Below are 21,782 nucleotides of genomic sequence, written 5' to 3'. Positions count from 1 at the left end.
CCCCAACGACCTAGCGCTACGAGAGGCTTCACCATGCCCGACGCACCTGTCATCGTCAGCCTGCCGATCGCCGATCGTCAGGTCTCCTTCCGCTTCTACCGCGACGGACTGGGCTTGGAGACCGTCGGCGAGCCGGCCGAGGACGGCGTCCCCGAGCCGCTGCAACTCGCCCTCAATGACGGGCTGCGCATCATGCTGATTCCGACGGGCGGGTTCGGCTGGGTCATCGGGGGTCGGCAGGTAGCGCCGCGCGGGCATAACGAGTGCATCATCAGCTTGAGCGCGGATACCGAGGCCGAGGTTGACGAAATGGTCCAGCGCGCGCACCGGGCGGGCGCCGAGGTGGTCACTGAGCCCGGTCAGCAACCCTGGGGCTACACCGGTACGTTCGCCGATCCCGACGGCCACCTCTGGATGGTGACGTCGGAGACCGTGTTCTGACCGTCCACCCGCCAGGGCGTCGCGGACTGGTTGCATGCCGCTCTGTCGGTGGCGGTTGACAGGATGCGGGCATGATTGCCGCTGACTACGCCTGGTTCCGCAACTACCGCCGGGGCTCCCTCCACGAGATGTATTGCCTGACCCTGGTTCAGGGCCTCTCCCCGAGTGAGTTCCTGGAGCAGGTCGGCGCCACTTCACAAGGCGAGTCCAACGGATTCGACGCCTTCGAGCAGCGCGACATGGAGTTCCAGGAGGCCCAGGACGACTATGGCGATTTCATGTTCGTCGGCGCGACTCCCACCACGGGGCACGACGGATCGTGGACGCTGGTCGTAGAGCTCAACGGCATCGTGGGGACGAACAACCGGCTGATGGCACCGGTGTCGAACGGAAGACAGGTCGTCTCCCACTACCGCAACATCAACGCGCTGGCGTACTTCTCCTGGTGGGAGAATGGCGAGCTGCGCACCCAGTTCGAGAACCCGTCCCAAAGATCTGGCAGCACCCCCGACGCGCTCCTGGACCTCATCTCGGGCCTCGGGATGACGGAGGAGACCAGTGACCCGGCGGCCGGGTTCCTCGCCTTGGCCGAGGAACTCACGGGAGTCCGCATCACCCCGGAGTTGTTGGAGAGTGCGGTCTACAGCACCGGCATCGTGGAGGTGCCCACCACGGAGTGGAGCGAATTCGTCATCGACCTCAGGGACGACAACGGAGAAGGTCTCTACAAGGTGGTGACCAGGGAGGATGTCGAGACGGGTCAAGCCCGCCAGGCTTCCGCGTCCTCGTCCCAGCAGCGGACGAGGGACATTAGCGCCTGGGCGGAGAAGAACGGCATCAAGATCAACGAGCGCCGCCGCATCCCCGCGAGCGTGATCGCCCTTTACGAGGACGCAGAGCGGCGCGAGCCGTAGCCGCACTCTGTGCGGACAACGGTTGCCGCGTCGAAACCGACGGCGGCCGTCACCAGGGAGATGACGGCCGCCTCGTGCACATCACCCCAGGCCCCCGTTCTGGGATCACCCCAGGCCCCCGTTCTGGGACGGGCGCTTCCTACGTGAACTGGATGATCTGAAGGTAGTTGCCGTCCAGGTCCGCGAACGTCCCGAAGCGGCCGTTGGGCCGATCCGCGACGGGAACGAGCCACTCCACGCCGGCCGCCCGCAGCTGCGCCTCGACGACATCGAAGTCGTCGACGTGGAAGTTGAGGATCGTCCGGCCCGGCTCGTTGTTCTTCACGTCGACGTCGTCGCGCTGATCGATGACCAGCAGGAAGCCGCCGAAGTCGATCGGCCCTTCGCCTTCGTGTCCCGGTGCGAGCGCTTTGCGGTACCAGTCCCGCAATTCCGCGGGCCGGGTGGTGCCGAGAAGGATGCTGCCGGCTTTCGGGGTGATCATTTTGATCTCCTCATCGTCGCGTGCGGATGACCATGGCGGCTTGCCTGGCCTTTAGCGCGGTCGTCCTGTACCCCCCAAGCAGTGGACTTGCGTCATGCAAGTAACCCTAGACCGAGCAGCTTGTATGACGCAAGCACCTCGGTAGACTGGTCGCTGTGCTGGGAAAGACCTACGACTCGCAGGTGTGCTCGATCGCCCGCGCCCTGGAAGTGATCGGCGAGCGCTGGAGCCTGCTGATCGTGCGTGACGCCCTGTTCGCGGACGCCACCCGCTACAGCGACTTCCAGCGCAGGCTCGGCATCGCGACCAACGTCCTCAAGGCGCGCCTCGACGGCTTCGTCGAGGCGGGGATCATGCGCCGCCACAGATATTCCGAGCAGCCCGAGCTGTACGAATACCTGCTGACCGACAAGGGGCGTGCACTCGCACCCGCCCTGGTGGCGCTCACCGAGTGGGGCGACCAGTGGGCGACCGCCGGAGAACCTCCGATCCTCTACACCCACTCGGTGTGCGGCGCCGGGATCACTCAGGAGGTGGTCTGCGCCCACTGCGGCCGCGTGGACGACCCCACTGAAATTCAGGTCGTGGTCGGTCCCGGCATGCCTCCCGAACGCATACGCCAGAAGGATTGACCTGCAGCGCGATTCGTCCGCGATTCCGATGTCCTCGAACGAACGCGACGCATCCGCCGGCGTGATCCCGCGCTATGAGGTCTCAGGCCACACCGATTCCCCGACAGCATCGGCAGGCGGTCAGGAGCCGGCCGAGGAGTGCGTCCGCTCGACGGCGTCGGGTTCCTTCGCCGCTGGAACGCGGCCGCCGCGTTCTGCTCGCCACCTCTCTTGTCGGCGCGCCCCAACTGCCGTCGGACGTCCGGGCGATCGCATCGCCGCGTTGGGCTTGGCGCTGCATCCCGTCCAGGCGAGCAAAGTGGGTGAGCACCGTGTCGACGCGTTGAGCGAGGTCGTAGGCGCTTTTCGCCTCGACCAGTTCGCCTGGGAGCAGGGCCCACAGCGAGCCGGTGTACTCGCCCCACCAGATGCACAAACCGGGGTATCGGCGCCGAAGCGCAGCCACGGCCTGGTCTAGATCGGCGTCCCGCATCAAGCCCGGCCGACGCTGAAGGGTCGGCGTTCCGCTGGGCTGGGTGAGGGCTTCTTGGGAAGTCACGACGTCACCTCCGACACGAACGCGGGCACGCGCTCGTCAGGCGATGGATGGCCGAAGCGGCCAAGGGGGTATGCGGTCGGCGCCGCAGACGACGGCACCGACCGCACGAAGGACAGGTCGGCGAAGGGAGCGTCCGCCTCAGTGGTTGATCAGGGCCCAGGCGGCGTGGCCATCGGCGGTGTCGTCCTGGCCGGTGACATCGGCATAGGCGTCCGCCAAGACCAGCCCGCGCCCATGCTCGGCCGGGTCGATCTCCGTCCCGGCGTACGCCGAAGGCGGCCCGTCATCCTGCACCGTGAGACGCGTCTGCCGGACGCCGGTCGTGAGCTCGACCCGGATCCGGCCACCGGACGCACCACTGGCCGTATGCGACAACGCGTTCGTCCCGTACTCACTGACGATCAACTCGAACGCCTCGGCCAACTCCGCGTCCTCGGCCAGGAGAAGCCGCACCCAGCGGCGCAGCAGCGGCACCGCCTCCGCCACCCCCGGCACCTCGACCCGCCAGACGTGACCGGCGCCGTTCTCGACCTCGCCGCTCTCTAAAGGCGCAGAGGTGCCGCCGACCGTGATGGTCATGGCGTCCTTCCATGGCGCACAGGGATGGTGCCGTGGCCCGGGGCGCGCGCCTTCTCCCCCGGGCCACGGGTCTCAGCGAGGTGGTTCGCGGCGTCCACCTGCGCGCCCGCAGGACGGGTTCGGCATGGCGTGCTTCACCGGGTCGGCCGTCCGGTCGTGGAACACGGTCACGCCTCCGCCGCGCGCAGCAGGACGGCGAGGGCCTCGACGTTCGGTGCGCGCAGCACCCTGTCCTCGGGTCCGTTCACGGGCTCGGCCAGCCAGTCGCCGTGCCGACCGTCCGGCAGCGTCTGCCGCCAGATGTTCCACGTGTGTCCGTACTCGGCGTGCAGCGCTTCGGCGGGCGAGGGGTGGGGCATGTCCACGATGACGCTCATCTCGGGCTCCCTCACAGTTGGGTCACCGAGACACTACGTACGGTCATGAATGCAGAACAGCGACGGGACGTAGCCGTCTCCATCTCTTTATCCCCGAAGGGATATGGAGCGTAGTCGTTTGACTGCAGACCCTGACGGGCCCGGCACGGCGACCTACGCTGGGGTTGTCGAGACGCTCACGAAAGGCGGAGTCGATGCAGGACGTCAGCATCTCCGACCGCGTCCGGGAACTGCGCCGCCGTCGTGGCATGACGCAGGAGGAACTCGCCGAACGCGCGGGCCTTTCCCTGGCGGTCATCAAGAAGCTGGAGCAGGGCGGCACCTGCCGGATGGAGACCTACCACCAGCTCGCCCGCGCTCTCGGCGTGACCACCGTGTGGTTCACATCGCCCGGATCGCCCGAACCGGTTGAAGCGACGCTGGACGACATCGTCCTGGCCGACATGCGCTCGGCCATCAATCCACCGGTCGGGCTCGGCGGCCGTCCCCTGTACGGCACCGCCGACGGCGACCACCCCGACCTCGGACGGCTCGGCGACGCGGTCGCGACGGCCGCGGCGAAGTATCACGCGGACGAGTACGACGACCTCGCCGCGCTGATGCCCGCGCTCGTCCGGTCCGCGCACCACCACGTCGACGCCTACGACACCGGTGACCGGCGGCGTCAAGCCCTCCGCCTCCGCGCCGACATCACCGGCCTGGCGGGCCGCTACCTGATCCAGATTCGTGCGCACGACCTCGCGCTCATCGCGTTGCACGCCTCCCTGCGGGACGCGTTGCAGATCGAGGACGTTCCGCTCGCCGCCGCGTCCATCAGCTCCCAGGCATGGGCGATGCTGCGCCAAGGGCGCCTGACCGAGGTGGAGCGGCTCTGCGCCGACACCGCCGACCAGATCGAACCGCGCATGTCCAAGGCCACCCCCGACCAGTTGGCCGGCTGGGGCTACCTGCTGCTGCGCGCCGCGTCCGCCGCGTCCCGCAACAACCGCGCCGCCGAGGCCCGCGAATACGCCCGGACGGCGGCGACCGCCGGAGCCCAACTAGGCCGCCAGCACGAAGACCTCGCCGGACACATCTCGTTCGGCCCGGTGACCACGGCGCTGCATCTCGCGGAGATAGAGGTGCTGGACAACCAGCCTGAGAAGGCGATCGCAGAGGCGGCGGCCGTGCCGAAGGGCGCGGGACGGGTCAACACCTCCACCTGGGACCGGCACCGGCTCGACATGGCACGCGCCCGACTCCGCCTCGGCGACGCCGACAAGGCCACCGACATCATGACGCAGCTGAGACTGACGCATCCTCAGTGGCTGCGGTACCAGCAGTACGGACGAGACATCACCCGAGAACTCCTGGAAGCGCGCAAAAGAATGCCGTCCCGCGACGTCCTCGACCTCGCCGACTTCATGAACGTGGAACCCTGATCTAAGGGCAAACCGCTCTTGTGGTCATAGTCCGGGAGGCCGGCAAGAAACGCGGCGTTGTCTCCGAAGTTCGGTCGGCGCTCGCTCGCTCGCCTCAGGACAGCGACGTGTGCCGGACGGCGCATCGTTCACTTCGTAGACGGTCCACGACATGTTCAACAGCACGCCCGCAAATACGCTGTGCCACCTTGGCGACGGCCGTCATCGGACGCGCGATCGCCGCCGATGGGTCCAGTGGACACTGGCATCTTCATCCGGTCGGCCAGATGATGTCCGGCATGAGACCCTTTCCCGCCCACCTGGCCGTCGCGGCCGTCGTGTTCGTCGCCTTGGCCCCCGTGCCCGCCGTACACGCCGAGCCCCCGCCCGCCGCGCTGAAGGACGTCCCGCTGCCGTTCCTGTGGCCCAGTGCCGGGATATACAGCGTCGCCGCCGTCACCGATACGGAGGCATGGGTCGCCGGACGCCAAGGACAGTTCGGTGACAACCACGGCAACCCGGTGGTGCGTCGACGGATGGGCTCGCAATGGAAGGAGTATCCCCTCAACGGCTGGTCCGGGACCGGCAGCATCGCGCAGGTCGTCGCGCACGGCGGCGAAATCTGGGCATGGGGCGTCCAGGACGGGGAGCGCCTCTATCTGGCCCGGTTCGACGGCAGCGCGTTCCAGCCCGTCGCCGCACCGCCCGATGTCGCCTACGCCTACGGCACCCGCCTGTGGGCCGGCCCGGCCGGGGTGTGGGTCCAGATCGACGGGCCAGGGCCGGGCAACCAGCTCTTGCCTGTGCTGTTCCGCCGCGTCGGCAACACATGGGTGGCCGATCCCGTTGCCCGCCCGTTGCAGTACGGGCTGGCCGACCTCCAGGCGCGCAACGCCAACGAGGCATGGACCGGAAGCTGCCGCTACAACACCATCACCGAACGCCAAGAATCGGTCGTCCTGCGCTGGAACGGCTCCATTTGGACGACGCTGCCCCCGCTTCCCACGGAGCGGTGCGTCACCAGCGTCGCACCTGCCGCCGATGGGTCGGTCTGGGCGCTCACCTGGGACACCCTGTACCGCTGGAACCGGACGACATGGACCGCGCCCCCCGCAGGCGCCTTCGACAGCCACGGCTCGAAGGTGCGGCTGGACAAGGACGGCAATCCGCTCGTGGTTCTCAGCCGCGCGTTCCTGTACGGCACCGCGCCGCTACTGCGGTACGCCGGCGGCACCTGGCAGACGTTCGCCACCCCGGTCGAGGCGTGGGCGCACGACGTCTCTGTGGCACCGAGCGGACGGATCTGGGTCACCGGAAACACCCGGAACAATTCGCCCCTGCTGCTCACCTCTCCCTGAGACGTCCCGGCGATTCAGTTCGGCATTGCCGATGGCCGCTGTCATGGAGATCCGAGCCGGCGGTCTCGTTCTGCGCCGTCGGGTGGGGGATCGACCGAAAGATGAAGGGGAAGAGGAGCAGAGCCGGGAGCAGAGTCAGAACTCCACACAGGTAGACGAGAGGCTTCGTCGGCGTGGACCAGTGAGTCGCTTCAGTGGCGGCGACCAAGTCGAAGCCCACGAAGGACAGCACCAGATAGGTGATGGCCGCCCTTGAGCATGCCGTGATGCGGGTTTCCCAGGCGTGCGGGCGTTGAGTCCTGGACGCGAGCATGAGTGTCGGACATACGGCGAGGACGGTGGCGATCCAGGTAGCCGCGTGAAAGGCGACATGACTGCCTGGGAGGAGGTCGGAGACGTAGCTGTTGGCGGAGAGCAGGGCGCCGACGAGCCTGCCGAAGAGGACGAAGTAGGCGGCCCCGATCAGTAGGCGCAGCACCTCGGGGGAAGTCCAGTAATAGGCGACCAGTAGCCAGATGAGGGAGATGCTCATCAGGGTCACGGCCGTCCACAGCATGCCCGCGGACAGCACCCATTCCGTTCGGGCCCGCAGACACACCTTCTCACCCGCGATGTTGATGTTGGAGCTGGCCGCCACCACTGCGGTCATAAGCGCAATGACCTGGAGGCGGAGGGCGAAGAACGCCTCGGTCCGGCCGGTGCCGGTCGGCCGGTTCACGGTGATGAGGACGACGATCGCCGAAAACATGAAGCCGGCGAGGACGCCGGTCAGCGGCACCATGACCTTTGCCGCCTCGGTGGGGTCCCATAGGTTCTGGCAGGCACCGGACAAAGTCGGAACGCGCATGGAGAGCACTTTAAGTCACTGCTGACTGCCGAGAGTGATGTTCGTTGGCTATCGGCGACCGGCCTTCGGTGGTTCGGGGGAGATCGTTGTGCACCGCGCCGTCGGTGGCCGTTGGCAGGATGCGGGCATTACCAGCACTGACCACGCCTGGTTCCGCGACTACCGCCGGGGCTCCTGTACGAGACGTAACTGCCTGACCCTGGTGCAGGGCCTTACCCGAGCGAGTTCCTGGAGCAGGTCGGTGCCGCTCCTCAGGGCGAGGTTGCCGGATTCGACGCCTTATTCAGGGTCTCGGGGCGAGGTCAGCTGTTCGCTTCCAAGAGTTCGTGGATGCACTCGGCTGCGCGGCCGGGCCCGTCGGTGGTGCGGTACAGGTCGCGGATGCGGACGGCTGCTTGCCGGTAGCTGTCGGTGGCGAGCATCTCCTTCGCCAGGGCCGGCAACTCTGAAACGGCGTCCGGGGCCAGGGCGCGGGCGGCGCCCAGCTTTTCGGCCACGCTGACGTTGAGCGCCTGCTCGGGCTGGAGCGGAATGGCGATCAGCGGCGTCCCGGAGGCAAGAGCCGTCTGGACGCTGCCCTGACCGCCCGCCGTCACCGCAAGGGCGATGCGCGGCATGATCTTGTGGCTGGGGAGGACGTCGGCGACGAAGACTCGGTCGGAGTTCAGGTCGGTGAGGTCGTGGACGGTCGCCGCGACCAGGATGCGAAGGCCGTCGACGGTCAGCAGCGCCTCAACGACCACGCGGACGAGGTCGGGGCCGGTACTGGTCAGCGCGACGTACGCGACCGGGCCCGGCGCGTCCAGGAAGTCATCTATCCCGGGCGGGGTGGGGACGTCGAGATGGGCGAAAAGCGGGCCGGTGTAGCGCAGTCGGGCGCCGGGCCGGTAGCGGGGGTCAGCGCCCGGCGACCACGCCTCCATGTCCGCGACCGGGACGCCCGTCACCTCGGGGAGTTCTGGCACCAGCGTCAGGTCCCCCATGAGCAGCGCGGCCAGGCTCGGGACCGGCTCGACGCCCAGGGAGGCAGCGACCCGGTTGAAGCCGTCGCAGTGGATCCGCAGGTCGGCCGGGTACTCGCCGGTGACGGGCGGGACGAAGATGCCCGCGTGCTCGGTGACGAGGCGAACCCCCGCCAGCCGCGTCGAGAGCAGCGCCGTCAGGGTGAACCCGGTGACGGCCACCCTCACCCCGTGCGTTTGGAAGTACTCGGCCTCGGCCAGGACGTGCGCGCGCATCTCCTCGTCGGAGTACATCGACTGGTCCCAGGCGCCGATCCCGACGCCGTCCTGGACGAACCGGGCGCATCGCGCGGCGTCCATGCGCGGCGGGATGATGTCGTACGGGACGTCGAGGAGGTTCTCGTGGGTGCCGCCATGGGTGGCGAGCCGGACGGGAGATCCGCGGGCGGCCAGCGCGCGGTGGATCTCCAGCATGCGCGAGGTCTCGGAGAGGTACGCGACGTTCGGCAGCAGTGAGATCATGTAGGTAATATATTACTTATGTCCGATGATCAGAAGACCCGAGACGCGGTGGAGGCGTTCCGGGCCCTGCTCGGCCTCGCGCTCCGGCTGCGCAACCAGATGGACGAACGGCTCCGCCCGGACGGTCTGACCACCCAGCAGGCCGCGCTCCTCACGGCGGTCGAACGCCTTGACGGCCCCTCGGTCACCCAGGCCGCCGCGTTCCTCGGCACCTCGCACCAGAACGTCGCGCAGCTCGTCACCTCACTCGAACGCAAGGGCATGCTCGCCGTCCACCCGGACCCGGCGGACGGCCGGCGTCGCGTCCTCCGCGCCACCACCGTCAACGCCGACTACTGGCAGGCCCGCAATCCCGCCGACCACGCCGCGGTCGCGGAGTGGTTCTCCGCCCTGTCCGACGACGAGCTGCGCGCCTTCCGCGATATGACCGTCCGGCTCCTCAAGGCCCAGATCACCCGGGGTGAGGGGCCTTGAGCGCGGACGTGCGTCAGAACCAGCAGGGGCTCGTCCCGAAGAGCCATGCCCACTCTCGCGGGTTCAAGATGTGGATGCGGCAGGTCATGTTGCCCTGGAGAACGATGTAGGGCCCCTTCTCGTCCCAGCCGATGTCACCGAACTTGTCCTGCGCCGCCGTCCTGACAGGCTCGGGCAGCTGCTTAAGGATGCTCTCCGGGATCCGATGCTCGGTCTCCGGCTTCGGCTCGGCCTGGACGGGAGCCGCCACGCAGGTCAGCGCTCCGGACAGGGCCAGAACACCTACCACCTTGCTCAGTTTCCTCATGGGCGCAGTCTGACGTTGACGAGCACCGAAATCTTGTCACTTCACCAACGAATACTGGCAAGGTCGCGGCCCGTCCTGGCTACCGCAGTCCCCGAGCCTCTCGTCCACGCCGCTCCAGTGCTTTCCGGAGCGTACGGTCGCCCTCCGCGGCTTCCGCCAGAAGGCCGACGAGAGTCTCGTGGTCGAGTGACCGCAGGTAGGCGCGCACGTCGAACCGTTCATCCACCTTGTTCCCGTGTTCCTGTTCGTACAGGTAGACGAGGGCTACCGCCACGCAGTGCTTGCAGAAGTTGCCCTCTTCACCCCACGGGCAGTCGCACTCACCGTGAAGGCCGCGCGAGCGGAGGTGGATGCGAACCTCATACAACTCCGAGCCGCGGACGGCGGCGTCCACGTATTTGTCGTCGGCGGACAGTTCCTCGATCGCGTCGATGTACGCGATGCCTCGGTCGTACGACTTGCCGCCGGCCTGCCGGAGGATGTCGTCCTTGGTATAGAGCGCCACAACGGATATTCAAGCGCTTGCATGCTCAGCGTCGCTGCCGAACGGAATTTCGGTGCCTCCGTGTCTGCTCTGTCCGCCTTCGGGTAGGGGCGCGTTGGTGAGTCGGAGACCCGGTCTCGGGCCGGGACGAGAGGAGGCGTCGTCATGACGGACGTGTCGAGCAAGGGACCGGGAGCCGGGGACGAGCGGCCGGTGCTGACGAACCGGCAGGGGCACCCGGTCCACGACAACCAGAACCAGCGGACGATCGGGGCCCGCGGGCCCGCGACGCTGGAGAACTACCAGTTCCTGGAGAAGATCAGCCACTTCGACCGGGAGCGGATTCCGGAGCGGGTCGTCCACGCTCGGGGCGTGACCTCGTACGGGTTCTTCGAGGCGTACGGGAAGTGGGGCGACGAGCCGATCGCCGCGTTCACGAGGGCGAAGCTCTTTCAGGAGCAGGGCAAGAAGACGCCGATCGCGCTGCGGTTCTCCACCGTCATCGGCGGACGCGACTCGTCGGAGTGCGCGCGCGACCCGCGCGGGTTCGCCATCAAGTTCTACACCGAGGACGGGAACTGGGACCTCGTCGGGAACAACCTGGCGGTCTTCTTCATTCGGGACGCCATCAAGTTCCCGGACGTCATCCACGCGCTGAAGCCGGACCCGGTGACGTTCCGGCAGGAGCCGAATCGCATCTTCGACTTCATGTCGCAGACGCCGGAATCGATGCACATGCTCGTGAACCTGTTCTCGCCGCGCGGGATCCCGGCGGATTACCGGCATCAGCAGGGCTTCGGCGTGAACACTTACAAGTGGGTGAACGAGGCCGGCGAGACGAAGCTGGTGAAGTACCACTGGATGCCGAAGCAGGGCGTCCGGAGCATGACCGAGGCGGACGCGGCGGCCGTGCAGGCGCATGACGTCGGGCACGCCACGCGTGATCTGCACGAGGCGATCGACCGGGGCGACCATCCCGAATGGGAGCTCCTCGTCCAGATGATGGACGACCACGACCATCCGGAGCTGGACTTCGACCCGCTCGACGACACGAAGGTTTGGCCGGAGGATCAGTTCCCGGCGAAGCCGGTGGGCCGGATCGTCCTCGACAGGAACGTGGACAACAACTTCGCCGAGAACGAGCAGATCGCCTTCGGGACGGGCGTCCTGGTGGACGGCCTCGACTTCTCCGACGACAAGATGCTGATCGGGCGGACCTTCTCCTACAGCGACACGCAGCGCTACCGGGTGGGGCCGAACTACCTGCAGCTGCCGGTCAACCACGCGAAGAACGCCGATGTCCGGACCAATCAGCGCGACGGGCAGATGACCTACTTCGTCGACGGGGCCGGCGAGAATCCGCACGTCAATTACGAGCCGTCCATCACCGGCGGGCTTCGGGAGGCGCAGGATCCGGCACATGACGAGCAGGGGCCGGAGATCACCGGCCGGCTCACGCGGAAGCGGATCCCGCGGACCAACGACTACAAGCAGGCCGGGCAGCGCTTCCGGCTGATGGAGCAGTGGGAGCGGGACGACCTCGTGAACAACTTCATCAAACTGCTGTCGCAGTGCGACCGGCCGATCCAGGAGCGCATGGTCTGGCATTTCCTCCTCGTCGAGGACGAACTGGGCCTGCGAGTCGGAGAGGGTCTCGAAATCGGCCCCGCCGACGTCTCGCATCTGGAGCCCCTGCCGGGCCAGACCCTCACGGACGAGGACCGGGAGCGGCTCTCGAAACTCGGCAAGAACGGGCCTCGGAACGTGGACGGGCTGAAGATGACGCACTGCGTCCCGAACGAGCGGGCCGAGCACGCGATGTGACCGCTACGAGCCCGTCCCGTGCAGGTAGGTGAAAAGGCGCTGCGCGGCGGCGAGGCGGTGGGCGTCGATCGCGGCGCGCACGAATTCGCTCTCGCCGGTGAAGGCGTCCTCCATGACGGTGATGAATTCACCTGTCGGCGGGTAGAGCGTCGCGGCGGCGTTGGCGAGCCGGCGGACGAGCACTCGTCCGCCGGCTCGCAGCGCCGCTTCGACCACGTGGGCGTCCTGCCCGGCGCGGGCCGCCTGGGCGCCGAGATCGCGGAACGCGGCCAGGGCGGCCGCCTTGCCGTCGGTGTTCGTGCAGACGGCGAGGGCGTCCAGGACGGGGGTGCGCAGGTCGAGGTCGCGGAGGAAGCCGCACGCGGCGCCCCGCGCGGTGATCTCACCGGCCACCTCCGCGGCGATCTCGTCGAGATGGCCGGTCAGGTAGCGGGTGACGGCGCTCATGGCCGCCTGGAGGGGTCGTTGGCGGCGCCGCCCGCGCCGACGAGGCGGTTGGACCCTCCGGCGGCGAGCCAGCGGGACTCGAACTCGGCGAGGGTGCGGCGGGCGTGCCGGGTGATGGTGGCGGGGATGATGGCGCGGCCCGCCTGCAGGAACGGCAGCCACGGCTGGCCGTACACGTGGGCGCGGCGCCGCTCGATGCCGCGGATGAGGCGGTCGACGGTGGGTTCGAGGGGGTAGGTGCGGTTCGCCGGGAACGGGAGGCTCGCCCGCATATCGCGGAGGGCGGCGTCCTCGTCGGCGCCTCGGACCATGTCCGTGTCCGTCCAGCTGAGATAGCCGATCCCGACGTCGACACCATGGTGGGCGACCTCGGCACGGAGCGAGTGGGCGAACGCCTCCACTCCGGACTTGCTCGCGCAGTAGGCGGCCATCATGGGGGCGGCGCAGAGGGCGGCCAGCGACGCGACCTGGAAGTAGTACCCCTTGCTCTCGCGCAGGGCGGGGAGGAACGCGCGGGCCGTCGCGACGCTGCCCAGAAGGTTGACCTCGATGACGCGGTTGAACGTGCGCGGGTCGGAGTGCTCCACGGGGCCGCCGGTGGCGATGCCGGCGTTCGCGATGACGATGTCGACGCGTCCGTAGTGCTCCTTGATCTTGGACGCGACGCGGGCGAGCTCCTCATCGGAGGTGACGTCGACCTCCCAGTGGGTGGCCTCGGGTCCGCAGTCGGCCGCGTTCTTGGCGAGCTCTTCCGGCTCGAGGCCCAGCAGGGCGACGCGCATGCCGCGTTCGGACAGCCGCTTGGCGAAGAGGGCGCCGAGTCCTCGGGCCGCGCCCGTCACCACCGCCACCCGGCCGTTCATCGCGCCCACCCTCAGACCTCCTGCTTTCGCGCCATTACCGGCGGCGACCGGGACCGTCTGCGCGAGAGTAGACCAATCCCGCGCGATCTGAAAGGGGTAAGTTACCGATGCGTAGGCAGGGGTCGATCGATGCCCCTGCTCAGGTGGCGGGTCCCTCGCGTCAGCCGACCGGGTTGGCGGCGGTGCCCTCGGTGAGGAGCAGGACGACCGTCCGTACCGGGGCGAGTTCGGCGCGGTGGTCCGTGGTCAGGGCAGCGCGGGCGCCGGCCAGCGAGGCCGCGCCGCAGGGGCCGGAAGGGACCCCCAGGGCGGCCAGGTCCGCGGCCGCCCGGACGACATCGGCATCGGTGACCGTGACCGCCGCGTCCAGCCCTGCGCTCAGGTAGGGCCATGCCAGGCTGGACGGAGTGGCGCAGTTCAGCCCCGCCATGACCGTCGAGCCCGTCGCGACGGTGTTCGGGTGGCCGTTCTCCAATCCCGCCAGGACGCATGGTGCCGCGTCCGGTTCCACGGAGAGGATCGTGGGGGTGCGGGATGCGGACCGGTAGTGGGTCACCGCCGCCTGGGCCAGGGACCCGACCCCCACCGGGACGGCGATGAGATCCACGGAGCCCGGCAGCTGTGCGTCGATCTCACCGAAGAGCGTCGAGTAGCCCTCGACGATCCAGCCGGGCACACGCTCGTAGCCGGGCCAGCCGGTGTCCTGGACGAGGAGCATCCCCGGTTCGGACGCGAACGCCTCCGCCCGCCGGACCGCCTCGTCGTACGGCCCCGCCACGCGCGCGACCTGCGCGCCCTCCGCTTCGATCGCGGCGACGGCCGCCGGCTGGACGCCGTCCGGGACGAACACGTCGGCGGTGAGCCCGAGCAGGCGCGCCATGTGCGCGACCGCACGCCCATGGTTGCCGTCCGTGGCCGTGACGAGCCGCACGTCCGCTCCGCTGAGGTCTGACAGAGGTACGTCCGGAGCGAGCCCAAGGTGGTCGCAGAGCGTCCGGTACACCCCCCAGGAGGCGCCCAGGATCTTGAAGGCGGGCAGGCCGAGACGGGTCGATTCGTCCTTCGCGAAGAGGCGCTCCACCCCCAGCTCCGCGGCCAGCGCGGGCAGTTCGTTCAGCGGTGTGGGGGCGTAGCCGGGCAGGGCTTCGTGGAAGGCCGCGACGGCGTGGCGGGGAGCCGGCGGGCATGTCCAGGAACGGGCGGCGGGGCGGGCGAACCAGGAGGCGATGGCGGGAGCGATGGCGACCATGCCACTACGCTTCCGCACCGCTTCCCTTCGGTCCAGCAAAGGTTTCCGAGCGATAATCATCAGTGGATCCGATGAATCGAGGGTGACGTGCTGGATCTCCACCGCCTCCGGCTCCTGCGTGAGCTGAAACACCGGGGGACGCTCGCCGCCGTGGCGTCCGCGCTGTCCTACAGCCCGTCCTCCATCTCGCAGCAGCTGTCCGTCCTCGAACGCGAGGTCGGTGTGCCGTTGCTGGAGCCGGTGGGCCGGCGGGTGCGGCTGACCCCGCAGGCGGAGATCCTCGTCGCGCACACCGAGGCCGTGCTGGAGCGGCTCGAACGCGCTGAGGCCGAACTGGCGGCGTCCCTGCGGGGGATCACGGGGGTGCTGAGGGTCGCCGCGTTCCAGACCGCCGCGCTCGCCCTGGTGCCGGACGCCCTGTCCCTCCTCAGGGACGCCCATCCCCGGCTCCGTGTGGAGGTCGTCCAGTGCGAGCCGGAGAGCGCCCTGCCGGCGCTCCTCGCTCGTGACTTCGACCTGGTCATCACCGAGGAGTACCCGGGCGACCCCATGCCGCGTCCAGCCGGCATCGAGTACGCGGAGCTGGGCGAGGACGAGATCCGCCTCGCACTGCCCGGCTCCGGGTCCACCACGGATCTCCGTGACCTGGCGGGGCATCCCTGGGTGCTGGAGCCCGCGGGCACGGCGGCGCGCCGCTGGGCGACCCGCCTCTGCCGGGACGCCGGATTCGAGCCGGACGTCCGGTTCGAGTCCAGTGACCTCCTCCTCCACCTGCGGCTCGTCGAGCACGGTCACGCGGCGGCCTTCCTGCCCGGCCTGCTGTGGTCGGACCGCCCGCCCACCGTCACCGTCCTGCCCCTGCCCGAGGGACGGCGGACACGAAGGCTCTACACGGCCACCCGCCGTGGAGGAGGCGACCATCCCGCGGTGCAGGCGTGCCGTTCGGCACTCTCCGGTGATCGGTTCTTTGCACAGCGTGACTAGCCTCGAATACGGGGCATCCGAACCTGAGGCGGGCGACGCCCCCGGGTCCCGTAAGGGTGGCCCCACCGAGGATGGGGGTTTTCCCCGATGGCGATGAGTCCGCCCGAGAGTCAGAGTCGTATTGAACAGAAGGGGAAGAGGAGGAACCCCTTACGGGAAGAAGGCGCACGATGTCGAACATGTTGATGAACCCGGTGACCCCGACCATCTCCGACCTCGCCCAGATCCTGTTCAGCTCCGAGTTGCAGGCGTCCGAGCACCCGTCCTCGGAAGAGGTCCGGACGGCCATCGTCGACCGCCTGTGCGCGTGCGGCGGCGACCACGCGGCCTGCACCGCCGTGGTCGCGCAGGAGGCCGGCGACCACCCGGAGACCTACACCGCCAGGATGCGCTGGGCGCTCCTCGCCGTGTCCAAGGCATACACCACCGCCGCCTGAGGCGCGGCGACCGAAGGGGAGACTCCGATGCGTTCACCGTTCGCCGACAACGTTCCGCGCACGCTGCGGGAGCTGATCGCGGCCGAGGCCGCGGACGCCCCCGCGCGGGCGCACGAGGACGCGCCGCGGCGGCGGCGACCCAGGGTCATGACCGTCCGGCGCGTCACCTAGCGCGGGGCGGCCCGGCGGACGCGAACTATGCTGGCCGCCGTGAGCGATGAGCCGGCCGTGGAGCGGCCCGAAGGCGGCGACCGCCCCGCGGAGGGCCGCGAGTACCGCATCGGGGAACTCGCGGCGGCCGCCGGGGTCCCCGTCCGGACCCTCCGGTACTACCAGGAGCGCAAGCTCCTTCCGCCCCCCCGCCGCGCCGGACGCGTCGGCCTGTACTCCGAGGAGCACCTCGCCAGGCTGCGGATGATCGGCAATCTGCTGGAGCGCGGCCACACCCTGGAGGGGATCAGGGAGCTGCTCTCCGCCTGGGAGCAGGGGCGGGACATCGAGACCGTCCTCGGCATCGAGAAGGCCGTGACGGCACCGTGGTCGACCGAGGTGCCGGTGACGATGACGCTGGACGAGCTCGCGGAGCTCTTCCCGGACGAGATCGACCCGGAGTCGGTGGAGCGGGCCGTCGCCCTGGGCCTCATCGAGGTGGACGGCGATCGCGTCACGCACTGGAGCCGCCGCCAGCTGGAGGCCACGGCCACCCTCGTGCGCGCGGGGGTGCCGCTGAGTGCGATCCTGGCGACGGGCCGTGAGCTGCAGCGCGGCATGGACGAGATCGCCGCGACGTTCGTCCGGCTGATCACCACGCACGTCGTCGGCGAGATCGGCGACCACGACCTGGCCGAGCTGACCGACACCCTCGCGCGACTCCGCCCCGGCGCCCAGGTGACCGTGGAGGCGGGTTTCGCCCGCGCGATGGACCGACAGGTGCGCGCCGCGATCGATCAAGTCCTGGGGCGCCTCACGGGCTCCTGACGCCCCGCGCGCGGCGCGGCGGCGCACCGGCACCCCCCGTCACTACGGTTACCCGGTGTCACGAATCTTGTTCGCACTGCTCGCCGCTGCTTCGATGGTGCTCATGCCGGAGGCCGTCCACGCGTCCGTGAAGGATCCGTGCCGTTCGCCGTCGCATCCGGGCGTCGCGCACCGGCTGGGCAAGGGCATCGCCACCGCCCTGTCCGGACGGACCGGGGTCACGTCCGTCGCCGTGTACGACCGGCGAGAGGACCTCGTGTGCGGGGTCGCGGCGGACGTCTCCTACGACTCGGCGAGCGTCGTCAAGGCCACGATCCTCGGAGCCCTCCTGCGGCAGGCGCAGGACGAGGGGCGCACGCCCACCTCGTCCGAGGCCTCGCTCGCCCACGCGATGATCACCCGGTCGGACAACGCGGCGGCGTCCGCGCTCTGGGAGTCGGTCGGCCGGACGCGGCTGGACCGGTTCCTCGGGCGGGCCGGGATGAAGCACACACGGCTGGGGCCGGGACGCTTCTGGGGCCTCACCCAGATCACCGCCTGGGACGAGATCCGCCTCCTCCAGGCGTTGACCCTGCCCGGCGACGTGCTGACAAGGACGTCCCAGACCTACGCGCTCAAGCTGATGCGCGGCGTCGTCCCCTCCCAGCGCTGGGGGACCCCAGCGGGCGCGCCCTCCGGAGTGACCACGCACGTGAAGAACGGCTGGCTGAAGCGGCAGGACCTGTACTGGCGCGTCCACAGCATCGGTGCGTTCACGGACCCCACCGACACGTACCTCATCGTCGTCCTGACCCGGGACACCTCGTCCATGGGCTACGGCGTGGCGACGATCGAGGGGATCTCGCGCGCCGTTCACCACGTCCTCCGCCCCCGGACCTTTTGATCACGCGATACTGGGCGGCATGGTGGACGACGAGCGTTGGAAGGCGCGGTTCCGCGCGGCACGGATCAGCCTGCCCCACTGGGCGCGGGACGCCCCGCAGCACAGCGTGTACAGATCCAATGTCACCGGGACGTGGGAGATCTACACCTGGGACCGGGAGACCGGCGAGCAGCGGCAGGTCACCGACCGGCCCAACGGCACGTGGATGGGCGGCGTCGACCCGACCGGCACCTGGGTGTGGTGGTTCGCCGACACGGACGGCGACGAGTTCGGCATCTGGCGGCGCGTCCCGTTCGCGGGCGGCGACAGCGTCCCGGCCGTGCCCGGCCTGGAGCCGTCCTACCCGTCCGGGCTCGCGCTCGGCGCCAGCGGCCTCGCCGTGGTGGGCCGGACGACCGACGCCGGGAACACGATCCACCTCTGCCGCCCCGGCTCCGACCCGGAGGTGCTCTACCACCACGCGGAGGACGCCCACGTCGCCGCCTCCTCCCGCGACGAGTCGCTCATCGCGATCGGGCACAGCGAGCACGGGGACAGCCGTCACATGGCCCTGCGCGTCCTCCGCCCCGACGGTTCCGCCGTCGCCGACCTCTGGGACGGGCCGGGGAAGGGCGTCTACGGATCCGGGTTCGCCCCCGTCCCCGGTGACTCGCGCCTGCTGGTCGGCCACGAACGGCGCGGCCGCGACGAGCTCCTGATCTGGGACCCCGTGGCGCGAACGGAACGCGAGATCGTCCTGGACCTGCCCGGCGAGATCGGCGCCGACTGGTTCCCCGACGGGGCCGCCCTGCTCATCTCCCACTCCCACGAGGCCCGGGACGAGCTGTACCGGTACGACCTCGGCACCCGGAACCTCATCCCGATCGAGACACCCCGCGGTGTCATCGGCGGAGCGTCCGTCCGGCCCGACATGACGGTCGAGTTCTCCTGGTCGTCCGCCGCCGACCCGCCCGTGATCCGCTCGACCTCCGGTGAGGTGGTCCTGACCCCGCCCGGCCCGCCCGCGCCACCGTCCGTCCCGATGCAGGACGTGTGGGTGGACGGCCCCGGGGGCCGCATCCACGCCCTGGTGTCCAAGCCCACCGGCGGCGACCGTCCCTACCCCGTCGTCTTCGACGTCCATGGCGGTCCCACCGCGCAGGACGACGACTCCTTCGCCCCGACCACCGCCGCCTGGGTCGACCACGGGTTCGCCGTCGTCCAGGTGAACTACCGCGGCTCCACCGGCTACGGCTCCCGCTGGCGCGACGCCATCGAAGGACGCGTCGGGCTCACCGAACTGGAGGACATCAAGGCCGTCCGGGACTGGGCCGTCACCTCCGGGCTGGCCGACCCCGAAAAGCTCGTCCTGACCGGGGGGTCCTGGGGCGGTTTCCTCACCCTCCTCGGCGCCGGCACCCAACCGGACGACTGGAGCGTCGCCATCGCGGGCGTCCCCGTGGCCGACTACGTCGCCGCCTACGAGGACGAGATGGAGGGCCTCCAGGCGTTCGACCGGTCCCTGTTCGGCGGATCCCCGGACGAGGTCCCCGACAAGTACCGGCAATCGTCCCCCATCACCTACGTGGAGCGGGTGAAGGCACCCGTCCTGATCCTCGCCGGAGAGAACGACCCCCGCTGCCCCATCCGGCAGATCGACAACTACCTGGCGAGGCTCGCCGACCTCGGCCTTCCGCACGAGGTGTACCGGTACGACGCCGGCCACGGCTCCCTCGTCGTGGAGGAGCGCATCAAGCAGATGGAGGCCGAGATCGGTTTCGCGCGCAAGCACCTCGGCCTGCCGTAGGGCTAGGCGCGGACCTCACGGATGATCCCGACGAGCTCCCGGGTGACGGACTTGAAACCCGGGAGCCGGGACATCGACACCATCCGGTTCACCAGCGGGACCGTCCGCTCCACGAGCAGGTACGTCTTGCGGCACCCCGGAGAGCTGTCGTGGACCCAGTACAGGACGATGCCCATCGAGTAGATCCACAGCAGCTCCGGCAGTTCGGCCCGGAACTCCCCGTCGATCCGCAGGTCGGAACCCTCCACGACCTCCCGGTAGATCGCGACGGCCGACTCCCGCGCCGGCCCCGACTCCGCGCTGAACGGGTTGAGCGGGCTCGTGGGCTCCGCCGCGAACTTGAAGAACTTCCCGGCGAACGCGTGGTACGGGACCATCGTGTCCACCCGCGCCTTCAGCACCCCCAGCAGACGGGCCGCGAACTCCGTCTCCGCGTCCAGCACGGCCCGGCAGGCGGCGACGTGCTCGTCCTGGAGCTCGTCGTAGTACGCCTGGATCAGCTCCTCCTTGGAGCCGAAGTAGTAGTAGGCGTTCCCGACCGAGACCCCCGCCTCCTTGGCGATGGCCCGCATCGTGGTCGCCTCGTACCCGCGCTCACGGAACAGCCGCAGAGCGGTCTCGACGATCAGCGCCCGCGTCTGCTCGGACTTCACGGCCCTCGGCTCCGTCACGCATGCCACCCTAGAGCCCGCCGGACGCGCGGATCCGGCGGGCGGGCGGAGGTCAGCGGCCGGTACCCCCGTAGACGACGGCCTCGACCTGGTCGGCGTCCAGGTCGAACGCGCGGTGGGCGGCGGCGACCGCGGTGTCGATGTCGTCCTGGGCGACGACGACCGAGATCCGGATCTCCGACGTGGAGATCATCTCGATGTTCACCCCGGCGTCCGCGATCGCGGCGAAGAACTTGGCGGTGACCCCCGGGTGCGAGCGCATCCCCGCGCCGATCAGCGAGACCTTGCCGATCCGGTCGTCGTAGCGCAGCGACTCGAAGCCGATCCGCTCCTTCATCTTGTTCAGCGCCGTCAGCGCGGTCTGCCCGTCGGTCGCCGGCAGCGTGAACGAGATGTCGGTGCGCCCGGTGGAGGCGGCCGACACGTTCTGCACGATCATGTCGATGTTGATCTCGGCCTCGGACAGCGCCGTGAAGATCGCCGCGGCCTCGCCGACCTTGTCCGGCACCCCCACCACGGTGATCTTGGCCTCGCTCCGGTCATGCGCGACTCCGGAGATGATCGCCTGCTCCATGTCGGTTCCTTCGATCTCGCTGCTGTCGACGACCCAGGTCCCCTCCTTCTGACTGAAGGAGGACCGCACATGGATCGGGAGGTTGTACCGGCGCGCGTACTCCACGCAGCGCAGATGCAGGATCTTCGCCCCGGACGCGGCCATCTCCAGCATCTCCTCGTAGGAGATCCGCGGGATCTTCCGCGCCGCCGGGACGATCCGGGGGTCGGCGGTGAACACGCCGTCCACGTCCGAGTAGATCTCGCACACGTCCGCGTCGAGCGCCGCCGCCAGCGCGACCGCCGTGGTGTCGGAGCCACCGCGCCCCAGGGTCGTGATGTCCTTCGTCCCCTGCGAGACGCCCTGGAACCCGGCGACGATGCAGATGGAGCCCTCGTCCAGCGCCGTCCGGATCCGGCCCGGCGTCACATCGATGATCTTCGCTTTCCCGTGCGTGCCGTCGGTGATGACGCCGGCCTGGGAACCGGTGAACGAACGGGCCTCATGGCCCAGGTTCGCGATGGCCATGGCGAGCAGCGCCATCGAGATCCGCTCGCCGGCGGTGAGCAGCATGTCCAGTTCGCGGGCGGGCGGCAGGGGGCTGACCTGCTCGGCCATATCGATGAGATCATCCGTCGTGTCGCCCATCGCGGACACCACGACGACCACGTCGTTGCCCGCCTTCTTCGTCGCGACGATGCGCTGGGCGACCCGCTTGACGCCATCGGCGTCGGCGACGGAGGAGCCACCGTACTTCTGCACGACAAGGGCCACGGGTGGGCGCTCCT

At 69.3% G+C, this 21,782-nt stretch carries 25 protein-coding genes; 13 read left to right on the top strand and 12 right to left on the bottom strand.

Annotated elements, in window-relative coordinates; translation table 11 throughout:
• Positions 1-33 precede the first annotated feature (33 nt).
• Both IE99_RS0103050 and IE99_RS0103045 read left to right on the top strand, forming a co-directional pair.
• A complete protein-coding gene (locus IE99_RS0103050) occupies positions 34-441 on the top strand; it encodes a VOC family protein (RefSeq protein WP_030163435.1) in 408 nt (135 codons plus the stop codon).
• A gap of 71 nt (positions 442-512) precedes the next feature.
• Positions 513-1,355, top strand: a complete 843-nt coding sequence (locus tag IE99_RS0103045; RefSeq protein WP_051711889.1) for a DUF6461 domain-containing protein — start codon at positions 513-515, stop codon at positions 1,353-1,355.
• 139 nt (positions 1,356-1,494) lie between these two features.
• Here the strand turns inward: IE99_RS0103045 and IE99_RS0103040 are convergent, their stop codons facing one another.
• On the bottom strand, positions 1,495-1,839 hold the full coding sequence (locus IE99_RS0103040) for a VOC family protein (protein ID WP_030163431.1): 345 nt from the start codon (positions 1,837-1,839) through the stop codon (positions 1,495-1,497).
• A gap of 155 nt (positions 1,840-1,994) precedes the next feature.
• On the opposite strand from IE99_RS0103040, the gene IE99_RS0103035 reads away from it, so the two are divergent.
• Positions 1,995-2,471: a winged helix-turn-helix transcriptional regulator gene (locus IE99_RS0103035; protein WP_030163429.1), complete on the top strand. Its 477-nt coding sequence runs from the start codon at positions 1,995-1,997 to the stop codon at positions 2,469-2,471.
• A 676-nt stretch (positions 2,472-3,147) separates the two neighbouring features.
• Here IE99_RS0103035 and IE99_RS28765 read toward each other — a convergent pair.
• Together IE99_RS28765 and IE99_RS0103025 are read right to left on the bottom strand one after the other, a co-directional pair.
• Positions 3,148-3,588: an ATP-binding protein gene (locus IE99_RS28765; protein WP_037558589.1), complete on the bottom strand. Its 441-nt coding sequence runs from the start codon at positions 3,586-3,588 to the stop codon at positions 3,148-3,150.
• Positions 3,589-3,755: 167 nt separating this feature from the next.
• A complete protein-coding gene (locus IE99_RS0103025; RefSeq protein WP_030163424.1) occupies positions 3,756-3,965 on the bottom strand; it encodes a hypothetical protein in 210 nt (69 codons plus the stop codon).
• A 194-nt stretch (positions 3,966-4,159) separates the two neighbouring features.
• Here IE99_RS0103025 and IE99_RS0103020 point away from each other — a divergent pair, with 194 nt between their 5' ends.
• Together IE99_RS0103020 and IE99_RS0103015 are read left to right on the top strand one after the other, a co-directional pair.
• Positions 4,160-5,386 carry a helix-turn-helix domain-containing protein gene (locus tag IE99_RS0103020; RefSeq protein ID WP_030163422.1) on the top strand — a complete coding sequence of 409 codons (1,227 nt, stop codon included), beginning with the start codon at positions 4,160-4,162 and terminating at the stop codon, positions 5,384-5,386.
• Between the two features lie 278 nt (positions 5,387-5,664).
• The gene (locus tag IE99_RS0103015) at positions 5,665-6,723 is read left to right on the top strand and encodes an NHL repeat-containing protein (RefSeq protein WP_030163420.1); all 1,059 of its coding nucleotides are present in this window, start codon (positions 5,665-5,667) and stop codon (positions 6,721-6,723) included.
• Here the strand turns inward: IE99_RS0103015 and IE99_RS0103010 are convergent.
• Together IE99_RS0103010 and IE99_RS0103005 are read right to left on the bottom strand one after the other, a co-directional pair.
• Positions 6,710-7,570: a hypothetical protein gene (locus tag IE99_RS0103010; RefSeq protein ID WP_157610003.1), complete on the bottom strand. Its 861-nt coding sequence runs from the start codon at positions 7,568-7,570 to the stop codon at positions 6,710-6,712. The two genes, IE99_RS0103015 and IE99_RS0103010, sit on opposite strands and share 14 nt — an antisense overlap.
• A gap of 302 nt (positions 7,571-7,872) precedes the next feature.
• A complete protein-coding gene (locus tag IE99_RS0103005) occupies positions 7,873-9,054 on the bottom strand; it encodes a glycosyltransferase (RefSeq protein WP_030163418.1) in 1,182 nt (393 codons plus the stop codon).
• A gap of 18 nt (positions 9,055-9,072) precedes the next feature.
• Here IE99_RS0103005 and IE99_RS28760 point away from each other — a divergent pair, with 18 nt between their 5' ends.
• Positions 9,073-9,528: a MarR family winged helix-turn-helix transcriptional regulator gene (locus tag IE99_RS28760; RefSeq protein WP_084219245.1), complete on the top strand. Its 456-nt coding sequence runs from the start codon at positions 9,073-9,075 to the stop codon at positions 9,526-9,528.
• Between the two features lie 13 nt (positions 9,529-9,541).
• Here the strand turns inward: IE99_RS28760 and IE99_RS0102995 are convergent, their stop codons facing one another.
• Together IE99_RS0102995 and IE99_RS0102990 are read right to left on the bottom strand one after the other, a co-directional pair.
• The gene (locus IE99_RS0102995; protein WP_157610001.1) at positions 9,542-9,835 is read right to left on the bottom strand and encodes a hypothetical protein; all 294 of its coding nucleotides are present in this window, start codon (positions 9,833-9,835) and stop codon (positions 9,542-9,544) included.
• A gap of 79 nt (positions 9,836-9,914) precedes the next feature.
• Positions 9,915-10,340 (bottom strand): SWIM zinc finger family protein, encoded by a 426-nt coding sequence (locus tag IE99_RS0102990; RefSeq protein ID WP_051711887.1) that lies wholly within the window; start codon positions 10,338-10,340, stop codon positions 9,915-9,917.
• A 144-nt stretch (positions 10,341-10,484) separates the two neighbouring features.
• Between IE99_RS0102990 and IE99_RS0102985 the strand changes: the two genes are divergently transcribed.
• Positions 10,485-12,143 carry a catalase gene (locus IE99_RS0102985; protein ID WP_030163412.1) on the top strand — a complete coding sequence of 553 codons (1,659 nt, stop codon included), beginning with the start codon at positions 10,485-10,487 and terminating at the stop codon, positions 12,141-12,143.
• Between the two features lie 3 nt (positions 12,144-12,146).
• Here the strand turns inward: IE99_RS0102985 and IE99_RS0102980 are convergent, their stop codons facing one another.
• The 3 genes from IE99_RS0102980 to IE99_RS0102970 form a co-directional block, all read right to left on the bottom strand.
• On the bottom strand, positions 12,147-12,590 hold the full coding sequence (locus IE99_RS0102980; protein WP_030163410.1) for a hypothetical protein: 444 nt from the start codon (positions 12,588-12,590) through the stop codon (positions 12,147-12,149).
• Positions 12,587-13,453, bottom strand: a complete 867-nt coding sequence (locus IE99_RS0102975; protein ID WP_030163408.1) for an SDR family oxidoreductase — start codon at positions 13,451-13,453, stop codon at positions 12,587-12,589. Before IE99_RS0102975 ends, IE99_RS0102980 begins: the two co-directional genes overlap by 4 nt.
• Positions 13,454-13,613: 160 nt before the next feature.
• Complete coding sequence (locus IE99_RS0102970; RefSeq protein WP_030163406.1) at positions 13,614-14,702, bottom strand: pyridoxal-phosphate dependent enzyme; 1,089 nt, start codon at positions 14,700-14,702, stop codon at positions 13,614-13,616.
• 87 nt (positions 14,703-14,789) lie between these two features.
• Here IE99_RS0102970 and IE99_RS0102965 point away from each other — a divergent pair, with 87 nt between their 5' ends.
• The 6 genes from IE99_RS0102965 to IE99_RS0102940 all read left to right on the top strand — a co-directional run bounded on the left by IE99_RS0102965 (position 14,790) and on the right by IE99_RS0102940 (position 19,770).
• Positions 14,790-15,686, top strand: a complete 897-nt coding sequence (locus tag IE99_RS0102965; RefSeq protein WP_030163404.1) for a LysR family transcriptional regulator — start codon at positions 14,790-14,792, stop codon at positions 15,684-15,686.
• Positions 15,687-15,856: 170 nt separating this feature from the next.
• Entirely contained in the window at positions 15,857-16,123 is a 267-nt protein-coding gene (locus tag IE99_RS0102960; RefSeq protein WP_030163403.1) for a hypothetical protein, read from the top strand.
• Positions 16,124-16,150: 27 nt separating this feature from the next.
• A complete protein-coding gene (locus IE99_RS31650; RefSeq protein ID WP_157609997.1) occupies positions 16,151-16,294 on the top strand; it encodes a hypothetical protein in 144 nt (47 codons plus the stop codon).
• A gap of 39 nt (positions 16,295-16,333) precedes the next feature.
• Positions 16,334-17,101 (top strand): MerR family transcriptional regulator, encoded by a 768-nt coding sequence (locus IE99_RS0102950; RefSeq protein ID WP_245623034.1) that lies wholly within the window; start codon positions 16,334-16,336, stop codon positions 17,099-17,101.
• A 55-nt stretch (positions 17,102-17,156) separates the two neighbouring features.
• On the top strand, positions 17,157-17,984 hold the full coding sequence (locus IE99_RS0102945; RefSeq protein ID WP_245623033.1) for a serine hydrolase: 828 nt from the start codon (positions 17,157-17,159) through the stop codon (positions 17,982-17,984).
• Positions 17,985-18,003: 19 nt separating this feature from the next.
• On the top strand, positions 18,004-19,770 hold the full coding sequence (locus IE99_RS0102940) for a S9 family peptidase (protein ID WP_030163399.1): 1,767 nt from the start codon (positions 18,004-18,006) through the stop codon (positions 19,768-19,770).
• A 2-nt stretch (positions 19,771-19,772) separates the two neighbouring features.
• On the opposite strand, the gene IE99_RS0102935 is transcribed toward IE99_RS0102940, so the two are convergent.
• On the bottom strand, positions 19,773-20,441 hold the full coding sequence (locus IE99_RS0102935; protein ID WP_030163398.1) for a TetR/AcrR family transcriptional regulator: 669 nt from the start codon (positions 20,439-20,441) through the stop codon (positions 19,773-19,775).
• A 52-nt stretch (positions 20,442-20,493) separates the two neighbouring features.
• Positions 20,494-21,768 (bottom strand): aspartate kinase, encoded by a 1,275-nt coding sequence (locus tag IE99_RS0102930; RefSeq protein WP_030163397.1) that lies wholly within the window; start codon positions 21,766-21,768, stop codon positions 20,494-20,496.
• Positions 21,769-21,782 lie beyond the last annotated feature (14 nt).

Origin of the sequence: Spirillospora albida (assembly GCF_000718255.1) — a bacterium.
In the GTDB taxonomy this organism is placed as follows: Bacteria; Actinomycetota; Actinomycetes; order Streptosporangiales; family Streptosporangiaceae; genus Spirillospora; species Spirillospora albida.
This window is presented reverse-complemented; position numbering and strand designations above follow the sequence as displayed.